We start from the raw sequence: 12,703 nt of genomic DNA on the forward strand, positions 1-12,703 counted from the left end.
TCCTCCCCTACGGCTTGTGCCGCCGATGTCACTCCACTGAGTCTACTCAGCGCGTTCCTTGCTTGGCGAACTTCGCGACTTCATCAACATTAGTCTTATCGACAAAGGCCGGACCGGTCAGGATAGGGCCGCCGCCGCCGACGACATCGCCATTGATCTTGTAGAGCCACAGCAGATCGATGGCCTCGTAGCCTTCAACGAAAGGCTGCTGATCAACCGCCCATTGCAGCTTGCCTTCCTGGATGAGCTTCACGGCGATAGGCGTAAGATCGAAAGTCCCCACCTTTGCCTTGCTGTTGGCCATAGTAACGGCGGTGAGTGCGGTCGGTGCGAAAGGCGCGCCGAGCGTTACGACATAGCCGACGGTCGGATCCTGCTGAAGCTTCGCAACGATACGGGACTGGGCAGTCGCCATGTCATAGCCAGCGACATAAAGAACGACGAGGTTGCCCTTGAAGGACTTCTTGATGCCATCGCAGCGCTCTTCGAGCTGGACCGCGCCCTGCTGCTGATCGACGCAGATTGCGCTTTTGACGCCTTCGGCGTTGAGCTTCTCGCCCACCGCTTCACCAGCAACCGTCTCATCCTGCCCGACATAGGACATGAGACCCGCCTGCTTCCAATTGTCCCCGCCGGCATTGAAGCCAATAACCGGAACATTGGCTTCTTCAGCCTTCTTGACCATCGGCGACAAGGTGTCGGGGAAGGCAAGGGTCAGCGCTATGCCGTCAACATGCTGCTGCAGCACGTTGTTCACTAACTGCGCCTCGCCCGACGCGGTCGGATTGGCGAGGTAGATCAGCTTCACATTATCCTTCACCGCGGCGGCCTGGGCTCCCTTGCGGATAATGTCCCAGAAAGTGTCGCCCGGCTGGCCATGGGTGATCATGGCGAAGCTGAAATGCGGCGCGGTGGCCGCCGAACTTGTGGCTGGGCTGAACAGGCCGGCAACGGCAAGCGCTGCACCGGCCGCGACGGCGCAGACCGTTTTCTTGTTGGTGTTAGTCATTCTATTTTCCTTCCCCTTCCGCCCCGCATTATACTTCGCGGCGGAACGCATAAACATCAGATCTTCTTGCAGAATGAAATCCCGCAGAGTTCAACTGGCGCAAAAAGTTTGAATGATCTACTGGCTCCCCTCATCTGGTTTTCTTGATTGGGCGATTGGCAGGGCATAAGGACACATCATTCACATCATGTAAATCAAATTCTGATTTAAATCTCCCCGCAGGATATGATCACGAAGTTACGCACCGCGCCCGGGGCAAGATCATCCATAGGCAAACTGCCCAGATTGGGGTTTGACATGATGGAAAACGCATCATAGGTTTAGAGAGTGCCATACAGCCCCATCATCACGGCCGCTTCCCCGCCCGGAAAAACCTGGCGAGCCCCCACCATTCGCGAACTCGCACAGGCGACGGGGCTGGGAACGGCGACGGTCGACCGCGTGCTGAATAATCGCGGCGGCGTCCGGGAAGCGACGCGCCTCAAGGTTCATGATGCGCTCGCGCGGTTGAACGGTCGCCCCGTGGAGGTCGCCGACGCCATCCAGACCAAGATCGCCTTCCTGAGCGAGGCAGGGGCCAGTTTCAATAGATCGCTAGAAGACGCCATGACGAGCTACGGTGCGGCGCATCCCGAAGTCGCTTGCAGCTTCACGGGTGTGGAAACAGGATCAATCGAGGCGCCGGAACTTGCGGGCCTCATCGAGAGACTCGCGGAACATGTTGATGGCCTCGTACTCGCGGTTCCCGATGGGCTGGCGATCAGTCGCGCGGTGCGCGCCGTCATGGCGCGTGGAATTCCGGTGGTCTGCGTCACGACGGATTTACCCACATCGAATCGCCTCGCCTATGTCGGGAGCGACCAGACCAGCGCAGGGGCAACGGCCGCCTACCTGATGGCAAGACTGCTGTGCCTCCGGCCAGGCAAGTTGCTCCTCGTCGTCAGCGCACCCTTCCGTTGCCAAGAGGAACGTGAGCTAGGGTTTCGCCGCGTTCTTCGCTCGGAGTTTCCGCAGCTCGAAGTAGAGGAGCGGGTCAGCTCGCACGACACCCACGAGCAATCATACGTCAATGTGCGAGATTATATCCGCGAGTTCGGTGCACCAGCCGGCATTTACAACGTGGCTGCCGGCAATGTTGGCGTCGCCCGCGCGCTGCGCGAGGCTGGGCTGCAGGACGAAGTGGTCTTTATCGCCCACGAGCTCAACGCCAATTCGCGCATGCTCCTCGAATCCTCCGTGCTTGATCTTGTCATCGGTCATGATCTTGCTCGTGAGGTAGCGTTGAGCGTGGATGCGATCACCACTTACCTCCGGCAGGAATCCGTGCCCGTGATATCGCCGACGGAGGTCTGCGTCTTCACGAAATATAACTGCAATTGAGGGGCCCTCTGGCTTTGACTCGCGGCCCGAGGATGGTGGATAGCTGTCGATAGGACAGCCGCCGGGCCGGCGCCAGAAGCCGTCGTCGCCACGTAAACAATCGGAGGAAAGTTCAATGAACAAACTCGGTGTCCACGCGTTGGTGTGGGAAAAGGGTTGGAGCCGTGACGAATGCGCCCGTGCGGTCGCGCGCTCGGCTGAGGTCGGTTATGATCTGATCGAGATAGTGGCCCTTGATCCAGAGGCGATCGATGTCGCATTTACGCGTAAGCAGCTCGAGCAGGCCGGGATCGGGGCCACGTCTTCATTGGGGCTGGATGCGGAAAGCGATATCTCGAGCAATGACCCGGATAAGACCAAGCGCGGTCAGTTGCGCCTGGAGCAAGCGGTTGCCATGGCCCGCGACATCGGCGCCACCCATGTCTGCGGCATCCTGCACTCCGCTTTCCAGAAATATGCCGTTCCGACCACCGCCGAGGGCGTGGCCCGGTCGGTGGAAGTGCTACAGCGAGTCGCCGAAATGGCCGCGAAAAGCAGTATCACGCTCGGCTTGGAAGTCGTGAACCGCTATGAATCCAATGTGCTCAACACGGCATCCCAGGCGGTCGAAATGTGCAAGCGCATCGGGGCACCGAACGTCAAGGTGCATCTTGATGTCTATCATATGAACATAGAGGAATCCGATATCCGCTCTGCCATTATAGAGACCGGTGATTATCTCGGCTATTTCCACACGGGAGATTCACACCGTGGCTATATGGGTTCGGGCTCGATCGACCTCGCCGGCGTTTTTCGGGCACTCGTCAAAGCCAATTACCAGGGGCCGATCACCTTCGAGTCTTTCTCATCCCGCGTGGTCGGCCAGCCGCTCGAGGGCATCTTGGGTATCTGGCGCAACCTCTGGGAGGACGGATTCGATCTTGCCTCGCATGCCAAGCAATATACGGAAGCTCAACTCAAAGCCGCGCAGGAAGCCGAGAAACAAGCCACCCGCAGCCGTCTCGTATAGTCGGAGACGTTACGTGAAGATCACGTCCATCGGCACGCGCATCGTCAATGCCGAAATGCGAAACTGGGTCTTCGTAAAGGTCGAGACCGATGAGCCAGGACTTTTCGGCTGGGGCGAGGCGACGCTTGAATGGAAAACCCGCTCGGTCGTTGGCGCAATTGAGGATCTGGCGCCGCTGCTGATCGGACGTGATCCGCGTGATATCGAACAAGCCGTGCGAGTCCTAAAGAAGCACAGCTTCTGGCGCCTCGGCGTGATTGGGATGAGTGCGGTCTCCGGGATCGAGATGGCGCTATGGGACATTTTCGGCAAACATCTGGGCGTGCCGGTTTGGCGCCTGCTTGGTGGCAAGGTTCGCGACAAGGTCCGCGTCTATACCCATCTCGGACTTGGGGACATGCGCGCGGTCTACGAAACTCTAGACGCGGCGCCACTGGTCGAGCGCGCGCATGAGGTTGTCGAGCGGGGTTACCGGGCCTTCAAGGCCGTGTTCATTCCCTACACCCACTATCACGCACCACTTCCAGAAGTGGACAAAGTGGCGCGCATGATGGAGGCACTTCGCAAGGCGGTTGGCCCGGACATCGAAGTCATGGTTGATTTCCACGGCCGGCCCGCCAGCGCCGCGGCGGCCCTTGCCTATATCGACGCGCTGGAGCCCGGCCGTCCCATGTTTGTCGAGGAGCCGGTGCCGCCAGGGGAAACCGGCGCCCTAAGGGTGGTCGCCAGTCGCACCAAGGTTCCCTTGGCGGCCGGCGAACGTCTGGTGGATCGCGCCGAGTTCCATGACCTTTTGGCAACATGGGCGGTCGATATCATTCAGCCGGACATCTGCCATTGCGGTGGTCTCCTTGAGGCCAAGAAAATTGCGGGCATGGCGGAAGCGGTTTCCGTCGGCGTGGCGCCGCACAATCCGCTGGGACCGATCGCAGGCGTCGCGGCGTTGCATTTCGCCGTGTCCACGCCCAACCATGTCATCCAGGAAGAGATGGTCGGCGCGGTGCCCTGGTATTTCGACGTCGTCCAGGGACCAATCCGCATGGTTGACGGCTTCTGGCAAATTCCGACGGCACCCGGCCTGGGTGTCGAGGTCAACGAAGCGGAATGCGCCAAACATCCCTTCCAGCCCGAGGTATTTCACACCCGCAATGCCGTCCTTGACGATGGCACGATCGTCGATTGGTAGTTCACTTCAACACACTGTTGCTCCAAAGGCCATTTCTGCCGTGTTCCAAGGGGAAAAATAGATGACGAATTTTTCGGCTTTCCCGATTGCCGCCCGCTGGCCTGCCGTGCATCCGGATCGAATTCAACTTTATTCCGTGCCGACGCCAAACGGCGTGAAGGCCTCGATCGCGCTGGAAGAAATGGGCCTGACTTACGAGCCTCATTTTATCGATATCAGCAAGAACGAGTCATTCAGCCCGGAGTTTCTCTCGCTCAACCCGAATGGCAAGATTCCGGCAATCATCGATCCGGAGGGGCCGGACGGGGTACCCTTCGGCCTGTTCGAATCGGGCGCCATCCTGCTGTACCTTGCTGAGAAAACCGGCCTGTTTCTTCCGACCGATGCGGCTCTGCGCTACGAGACCATCCAATGGGTGTTCTTCCAAATGGCGGCGGTCGGCCCGATGTTCGGCCAACTTGGCTATTTCCACAAATTCGCAGGGCGCGAGATCGCCGATAAACGGCCGCTCGAGCGCTATCAAAACGAATCAAAACGCCTGCTCGGGGTTCTTGAAACCCGCCTCAACGATCGAAAGTGGATCATGGGCGACGACTACACGATCGCCGACATCTCCTTGCTCGGCTGGGTGCGCAACCTGATCGGGTTTTACGGCGCGGGCGATCTCGTCAATTTCGATACCCTGAAATACGTCCCAGTTTGGCTCGAGCGCGGTCTTTCGCGGCCAGCAGTCCAGCGTGGGTTGGAGATTCCAAAACGCCCGGACGTCGGCGCCTAAGGGACGGCCAAAATCGCGACAGCTCCGGTTGCTCGCAAGAGTGGATCGGGCTGCAGAGCCCCGGTTGCGCCGCGGCGTAGAGCGAATGAGAAGCCTGGACCGTGCCCACCGTTCCGTTGCGGTGCGATCTGGGAAACAAAGACTCGGCGCGCCGTCGGATCGGCAATCTCTTGCGAGATAATATCGCCGATCCGGTCTAAATCCGCCTCGCGGCTCGCGGCTCGTTCCACCGCAAATTCGGCATAGGGGCCGATGATGCCAGCAAGCCGTGATGTGAGATGCTGTAGCGCCATCCTGCGCGATGCTTGACCCGTCTCGGCCAAGGCGAATTCAGCATGGTCTGTGGTGCTGGACAGTTCGAAGCTTATCTCACGCACCGCGCCCTGAAGTAGGATACAGCGGCAGCCTTCCAGCCGGTTCGGTACAACGATGCGCTCCCCCGCCGCGTACAGCAGCAGAGTCCCGATCTCTAACGCAGTCTCCGCTGTCAGGCCGCCGCCGGTCGCGGCGGACAGATGCTCCTCCGTCTCACGCAACAGACGCGAAAGCTCTTCCTTTCGCGACTGCGGTGCAAATCCCCAAGCCAAATACCGAGTGTCGGTCGAAGGAATTATCGGCACCGGCCACTCGATACCTTCACGTTGGAAGGCGTACCAGAGCCGACCGAGAACCTGCTCCTCCACCTCGACGCGATCCTCGAAGGAACGAATCCAATACCGCACGCGATAATGCGCCTGCGCGACTTCAGGTTTGAAGACTGCCGGCGCCACCAGAACCGGCAGGCCGACCGCCACCATGGTGAGGTCCGTCACGATCGTCCCGACCAGAGCGCTGATTCGTTGCGGCTCGACGGTAATCGGCGCGACGACGGTGACTTCCACGCGCAGCGGTGCCCCGCGCGCTACCATTTCGATAGTGCCGTCCAAAATGCGCGAACTCGACATCACGACGAGCGAACCATCGGTCTTTCTTGCAGTCACGGAACGCCAGCCGATCGCGGTCACGATGATGGCCTCGCCGTTCTGGATGACGCCGTCGCCGATTCTCAGCACGCGGTCTGCATGGAGTGTGAATCCGGCGATCAGGCCGCCGAGGGTCGATTGCAGTGCCAGCCCGATGATCGCCGTCAGCACGGCAGACGTCGCGAGTACCGTCGTGATATCGACCCCGAAATGGGCCAGAACCGCGGCAAGGCCTGCAATGCCCAAAAGCGCATAGATTCCGGCACGCTCAAACCCGGTCGGCTGTGCCGCGAGCAGAGTTGCGATTCCGATACCGATTACCGCTTCAGCAGCGAGAACGACACAGATCACCGCCGTTACCAGGGAGGCAGCGACATTCAGCATGAAGGCGAGCGTTCCGCCAAACAGCGCGAATTGCTGCGCAATGCCCTGGTACCACCAAAGGGCCACGCATAGCGCGACCAGAACGGCAAGCGCCCGCAAGCGTGACATCGCCTAATCCTCCTTTTTGTCGGGGGGAGTTTCGGGCGGCGGCGGTGCTCCACCGGAAAGCTGGCGTAGCGACTTTCGGAGACTGAGGTTGAGCCGCCCGATGGCGCTACTCAACTGCCTGAGTTCGCGAGTGCCGGAATTGGGCAGGGTAACGTGCTCATTCGTCGTTCGGCTGGCCGCGTCAGCCGCGTCGGCCAGCCTTTGCAGCGGCGTCACCAAGGCGGTCTCAAGAGCCGTGGTCAGGGCAATGTAGGTGATCAGAAAGACGAGCAGCAAACCGGCGGCGAGCGTCGCCGCGAGTTCGGCGGTGCCACGCAATTCATCGGTAATCGGAACGCTGAGCTCCAAAATTCCAACGGTGTCGTTCATCGCCCAACCGAAACCATTGGACGGGCCGTATTCAGCCACCATCGCCGCGGGGGCACGGTCGGGAGTCGAATGGCAGACCAGGCATTGCTGATGATTCACCTTGATCGGCTGAGCAAGATAGAAGAAGTCCTTACCCTGCTCTCGGCGAATGCCTTCGATTTCTTTCAGCGCCGGATTGTCTTGGAATCGCTCGGTGAGCTCCACTTCGTGTGGTGTTGGGCGGTCATTTGGATTGGTCGGGTTAAGGGCAGGCTCTCGATAGATGTAATTCGGATAAGTCTCTCGCAGCCGGTGGAATACGGCGTTCGCGGCATAGAACGGCACCAGCTGCTTGTAGAATTTATCGGGCGGAAGCTGGTTCATCAGATGAAAGACCTCATCATCCGTGAACGAGGTTACGGCGACAGCGCTCGTCAGTAGCAGCCGGGCGTCATTCGAGGCCGTTTCGAGCGCCCGGTTTCGCAGGATTTCATAGACCCCCCCGGCCCCGATCGTGAGCGAGACAATCAGGATCGCCAGGAGTATCCGGCGGATGAGGGCGCTCGTGCCCAGTTTGTCGAGCGAGGGGCCGAGCGCCATGCTAGCGCTCCCCGTTTCGCGTGCGTTCGGCAGGGTCCAGCAGTGGCCTCGCCGAATTACATGAACTTCCGATGGCCATGGAGTCCTTCTCCTCAGCGTCAGAGGTCAAGCACGATCGCCAAGCCAGCGAGCTGGCGACCGGGATGCCCATTCTCGTCAAGCAGCATGAGAGCGGCCCTGGATGGAACCCTAGAAGAAGGAATCACATCCCGAATGAGTCGCAGGGCATCGCCAAATCTTGCTCAAGAGTCATACAGCAGACTACTATAGCAGTGCAAAACTTGCTTTTCTGAAGGCCGCCAAGCCGAGCGGCCGGATGATTCAACTGAGAGGAATGCGAATTATGGGAACGTCCTTAACGGGCACTCGTGTCGTTGTGACTGGAAGCGCCGGAGGTGTCGGACGAGCTGTAGTCAAGGGCCTTGTCGCGGAAGGCGCGCGCATCTGCGCGACGGATATCACGAGTTCGGTTGCCAAGCTCGTGGATGACAATCCCGGCGGTGACATCATCACGATCGAAGGCGACGTGACTAAGGCGACGGATGTCGAGAGGATCTACCGGTTTGCGGAGGAGAAGTTCGGCGGCGTAGACGCGCTCGTCAGCAACGCTGGATATATCATTTCCAAGCAAGTGCACGAAACCACGGAAAAGGAGTGGGATAGCGTTCTTGATGCGAATTCAAAATCATTCTTCTTGATGTCGAAACGCGTTCTGCCGGAAATGCTAGTGCGTGGCGCCGGCTGCATCGTTGCCACTGGGTCCATCTCGGGCGTGCTCGGCTTACCAGCTCAGGCCGCTTACTGCGCAAGCAAAGGTGCGCTGCTGCAATTGGTCCGCCAGATGGCGGTGGACTATGCGGGCAATGGGATTCGCGTCAATGCCGTGGGTCCCGGGTCGATTAACACGCCATTCCTTCAAAGATACCTTGATGGGCTTCCGGATCCGGCTGCCGGCATGGCAGAGATCAAGGCGGCCCATCCGATGGGCCGATGGGCCGAACCGCACGAAATCGCTGATGCCATCATTTTTCTTCTGAGTTCGAAAGCCTCATTCATTACCGGTCAGATGCTGATGGTGGATGGCGGCTATTCAGCCAGGTAGCGCGGCTCTGACGAGCCGCTTAGTCGCCGCCTCAGGAGAGCGCGGCGGCGACGCGGCGAATGGGTGTCGACCAGTCGCCCCAGGCAGGCTGGCGATAGATGCGCAATGTCGGATACCAGGGGCTGTCTTCTCTCCCGCTCAACCAGCGCCAGCAATTGTCGTAGCGATCGAGCAAGTGAACCGGCACGCCCATCGCGCCCGCCAAATGAGCAACGGAAGTGTCGACACTGACCACCGCTTCGAGCGAGGCGATGATCGCCGCCGTATCAGCGAAATCCTCCACCTCGCCCATCGGATCACAGATGCCAAAACCGGATGCTGAGCGTTCCATCTGCAAGCTGACCCAACGCAGGCCATGTACTTCGAGCAGGGGCGCCAACTCCCGAGGGTCGATGCTGCGCCTTTGGTCTATCGCCGCGAGGTGCGGGTCTCGATCACGCGTGGAACCAGCCCAGACCAGGCCAATCCGCCTGCCGTCTTGGGATGATGGCAGGCGCTGTGCCCATCGGGCGGCCAGTTCGGGATCGGCGCGCAAATAGGGGACATCGGCCGGTATCGTTTCCAGCCTCGTGCCGAAGACCTCCGCCAATCGCATGATCGGGCAATGCCAGTCGAACTCGGGCCAGGCTCGATCGTCGGAGAACACCTCGGCCACGCCCGCGACCGTGGCGAGCAGGCGATGCAGGGGCTTAGGCACCCAGAGCAGCACGCGCGCCCCGGCCGCCGCGAGCATCGGCAGGTAGCGGGCGAACTGGATGGTGTCGCCAAGGCCCTCGTCATGCGTGACCAGCACCACCCCTCCCTCTAGCCGCACGCCGGAGGCGAGGGTTGGCAGAAGCGATTGCGGTGGCAGCAAAGCATGGTCAGCCAGCCCAAGTCTTCGGTTCAGGCCGGGCCAGCCTTCCGCGAGCCGTCCGGCCTTTAGCAGCGCCATGCCATGGTTTATCGCAATCCGCGCGTGGCCCGGCGCGAGGCGTCTCGCCTGCTCGAATTGGGCGAAGGCCTCCGAGAACCGCCCCTCGACCCCCAGCAGCACACCAAGATTGCCGAAAGCCGCGGCGGTGCCCCCACCACTCGCCACGACCGCGTGTAGCCGGGCCATCGCCTCGTCAATCTTCCCCGCGTCAGCAAGCACCGCCGCGAGGCCCACATGAGCCACCCAAAGATCAGACTGGAGCGCAATCGCCCGCTCTAGCAGTGCTTGCGCCCGCGGCCCTTCACCAATCTCCTGCGCCCGGCTACCGGCGGCGAACAATAGTCGCGCATCCCGCGGCGCGAGCGCCATCGCGGCTTCCAGATAGCCATCAATGGCGTCCGTTCGCCTTGCCACCGTCAGAAGTTGGATCAGATCATGCGCGGGGTGCTGCGCATCGGGTCGTCGCCGGGCCACGTCGTCCAGAAGATCCGCCGCGAGACCCGGATGACCGCAGCCACCGACCGCCAGTCCAAGGAGAAGCGTGACCTCGAGGTCATCCGCTCGCCGATGATACAGCGGTTCGACCAGGCGCGCCGCTTCACCGAAAATACCAGCGCGCAGCAGCGTGAGCGCCGCGCGCAACGCCTCGCTCCGCTCCCTCGCGTTACCTTCCGTAGGAGAACGCGGTAAATCTCGCATGTCCCTAGCCATGGCGTAAGACCGCTGTGCCGAACGCGCTATCGCAAGCCCGGCACCCCAACCTCTCGGCTAGGCATCGTGCAAAAGTTGCTCCGCCAGAGTCGCCCAGTATGAAGCTCCGATCGGTAGGATCTCGTCGTTGAAATCATAGCGCGGATGGTGGACGCCAGCGTCATCCGCGCCACGCCCACCTCCGAGCAAGATGTAGCTGCCTTGCTTCGCGTTCAGCATGAACGAGAAATCCTCCGCTCCCATGGTCGGCCGCGCCATAGGCTCCACCCTCGCTTCACCGGCAACGCTGGCGGCAGCCGCACGGGTCATCTTCGTGGCCTCTTCGTCATTGACCGTCGCCGGATAGGCGCGCCGGAATGAGACCTCCGCACGAGCACCGAAGCCAGCCGCGATCCCCGTCGCGACGCGATGGACGCCAGCATCGAGAAGATCGCCGATCTCTGGAGAGAACCAACGGGCAGTGCCCGTCATAGTTGCGCGCTCAGGAATCACATTCGGAGCGTTGCCGGCGGAAATATGCCCGATGGTGATCACGCCCGCCTCGGTCGGTTCCATATTGCGCGCGACGAGCGATTGCAGCGCGGTTACGATATGGGCAGCGACCAGGATTGGGTCGATGCCCTCATTGGGCTTGGCGCCATGCGCGCCCTTGCCGGTCACAGTGATCTCAATGTGAGCGGTTGCCGCCATGATTGGCCCATTTCTCCAGGCAAAGGTGCCAGCCCGCAGCGTCGGCCAATTATGCAGGCCGAAGACCTGCTGCATGGGGAAGCGCTCGAAAAGTCCCTCCTGCACCATCAGGTTGCCGCCGCCACCCCCTTCCTCGGCCGGCTGGAAGATGACGTAGACGGTGCCGTCGAAATTGCGCGTCTCGGCGAGGTAGCGAGCCGCACCGAGCAGCATCGTCGTGTGGCCATCATGGCCGCAAGCGTGCATCAAGCCCGGGTTGAGGGATTTGTAGGGGAGATCCGTCTCCTCCAGGATCGGCAGCGCATCCATATCAGCGCGCAAACCGATCGCGCGGTCGCTGTTTCCCCGGCCGCGAATAACCCCCACGACCCCAGTTTGGGCGAGACCCGTGACCACCTCATCCAGACCAAACGACTGCAGCTTCTCCTGCACCAAAGTGCTCGTGCGATGCTCCTGGAACCCAAGTTCCGGGTGAGCATGAAGGTCGCGCCGCCACGCGGTCATGTCGTTATGGAAATCGGCGATACGGTTGATGATCGGCATGGATTTGGGAGCTTCCTGGGTGGGGGCCTAGTGATACAGCGCTGCGGCGACCTTGCTTGCGGCCTACCACGCGCTACAGGCACGAACTCCTCGCCGCAACAGCAAAAGCGCGTTCCAACACGGCGGCCACTCTCGCCATCACCCTAACACGCGCAGAGCCGCGGCGACCTCCCGGCCCCGGCCGCCTCGCTCCATAAGCTCCGCGATGTGAGGTCGCTTTCCGATCTGCAATGCATGGAGCGCGTTCGTGGCCGCCACCAGAGTGCCATGTCGCCGCAGCATCGCGTCGCCGTATTCTATCATCCGGAGATTGGGCCAAGCCTTCTCGCGAATATCGTGAACAGAGGCCACGATGGCTCCGGCCGGCTGGTCGGGCATCGCCTCGGCGAGGATCAGCACCATGGCGGCAGTGGAACGAGATATGCCGGCATGGCAGTGGATCAGGAGATGCGCCGTGGGCTGCGGCTCCGCCATGAGGTTTCGCCCGAATGTCAGAAGACGCTCGACATGCGCAGGCTCCGGCGGTTGTTGGCCCGGGGAGGCTTCGATGACGTCGTGGAAGCGCAGTTCCAACTTCTCATGCTCGCCATAGGTGCCAAACGCCTCCGGTATGGGCGCGTCTGGATCGAGAATGGAAAGCACGTGGCTGGCGCCTGTCGCACGATGACCGGCCAATTCGTCAATCCCGCATACTGTAATTCCGAAAGGCAGATCCAAGACCGTCATGGAATTCCTGTTCGTTTTTTGTCAGGCCACGAGTCGATGGCGGCCCACAACAAATCGCGCCCATTCTCGTCTAACCTTGCCCAAGCGTCGCCGCGCGAATGTCGTATTGCTCTGAGGAGGACTGGCGCACACTCACAGAATCCTACATGACGAATGATATATATGCGATGCTGCAATCGTTTAATTTGAGCTGAGGCGTTATCCGCGTATGGCGACCTACAGAGAAATACAGAACTGGGTGCGTATTAAGA

Annotated in this window: 11 protein-coding genes; 5 read left to right on the plus strand and 6 right to left on the minus strand. The window is 60.7% G+C overall.

Annotation, left to right across the window (positions count from 1 at the left end):
* Window positions 1-46 precede the first annotated feature (46 nt).
* Window positions 47-1,009 carry a substrate-binding domain-containing protein gene (locus GSQ83_RS05720; protein ID WP_158801921.1) on the minus strand — a complete coding sequence of 321 codons (963 nt, stop codon included), beginning with the start codon at window positions 1,007-1,009 and terminating at the stop codon, window positions 47-49.
* A 327-nt stretch (window positions 1,010-1,336) separates the two neighbouring features.
* Between GSQ83_RS05720 and GSQ83_RS05725 the strand changes: the two genes are divergently transcribed.
* The 4 genes from GSQ83_RS05725 (at window position 1,337) to GSQ83_RS05740 (ending at window position 5,362) form a co-directional block, all read left to right on the plus strand.
* Window positions 1,337-2,389, plus strand: a complete 1,053-nt coding sequence (locus GSQ83_RS05725) for a LacI family DNA-binding transcriptional regulator (RefSeq protein WP_158801922.1) — start codon at window positions 1,337-1,339, stop codon at window positions 2,387-2,389.
* Between the two features lie 115 nt (window positions 2,390-2,504).
* A complete protein-coding gene (locus tag GSQ83_RS05730; RefSeq protein ID WP_158801923.1) occupies window positions 2,505-3,398 on the plus strand; it encodes a sugar phosphate isomerase/epimerase in 894 nt (297 codons plus the stop codon).
* 13 nt (window positions 3,399-3,411) lie between these two features.
* Entirely contained in the window at window positions 3,412-4,584 is a 1,173-nt protein-coding gene (gene dgoD / locus GSQ83_RS05735; protein WP_158801924.1) for a galactonate dehydratase, read from the plus strand.
* A 61-nt stretch (window positions 4,585-4,645) separates the two neighbouring features.
* On the plus strand, window positions 4,646-5,362 hold the full coding sequence (locus tag GSQ83_RS05740) for a glutathione S-transferase N-terminal domain-containing protein (RefSeq protein ID WP_158801925.1): 717 nt from the start codon (window positions 4,646-4,648) through the stop codon (window positions 5,360-5,362).
* Here GSQ83_RS05740 and GSQ83_RS05745 read toward each other — a convergent pair.
* Window positions 5,359-6,816, minus strand: coding sequence for a mechanosensitive ion channel family protein (locus tag GSQ83_RS05745; protein ID WP_158801926.1), 1,458 nt, complete (start codon window positions 6,814-6,816; stop codon window positions 5,359-5,361). The genes GSQ83_RS05740 and GSQ83_RS05745 overlap by 4 nt on opposite strands.
* Window positions 6,817-6,819: 3 nt before the next feature.
* Window positions 6,820-7,764: a DUF3365 domain-containing protein gene (locus GSQ83_RS05750; protein ID WP_158801927.1), complete on the minus strand. Its 945-nt coding sequence runs from the start codon at window positions 7,762-7,764 to the stop codon at window positions 6,820-6,822.
* A gap of 343 nt (window positions 7,765-8,107) precedes the next feature.
* Between GSQ83_RS05750 and GSQ83_RS05755 the strand changes: the two genes are divergently transcribed.
* On the plus strand, window positions 8,108-8,866 hold the full coding sequence (locus GSQ83_RS05755) for an SDR family NAD(P)-dependent oxidoreductase (protein WP_158801928.1): 759 nt from the start codon (window positions 8,108-8,110) through the stop codon (window positions 8,864-8,866).
* A 31-nt stretch (window positions 8,867-8,897) separates the two neighbouring features.
* On the opposite strand, the gene GSQ83_RS05760 is transcribed toward GSQ83_RS05755, so the two are convergent.
* The 3 genes from GSQ83_RS05760 to GSQ83_RS05770 form a co-directional block, all read right to left on the minus strand.
* Entirely contained in the window at window positions 8,898-10,424 is a 1,527-nt protein-coding gene (locus tag GSQ83_RS05760) for a peptide transporter (protein ID WP_158801929.1), read from the minus strand.
* A gap of 126 nt (window positions 10,425-10,550) precedes the next feature.
* Window positions 10,551-11,726, minus strand: coding sequence for a M20 aminoacylase family protein (locus GSQ83_RS05765; protein ID WP_158801930.1), 1,176 nt, complete (start codon window positions 11,724-11,726; stop codon window positions 10,551-10,553).
* A gap of 138 nt (window positions 11,727-11,864) precedes the next feature.
* Window positions 11,865-12,452, minus strand: a complete 588-nt coding sequence (locus GSQ83_RS05770; RefSeq protein ID WP_158801931.1) for a tyrosine phosphatase family protein — start codon at window positions 12,450-12,452, stop codon at window positions 11,865-11,867.
* Window positions 12,453-12,703: the final 251 nt, after the last annotated feature.

The sequence above is a fragment of the Acidisoma sp. L85 genome, assembly GCF_009765865.1.
Lineage (GTDB): Bacteria > Pseudomonadota > Alphaproteobacteria > Acetobacterales > Acetobacteraceae > Acidisoma.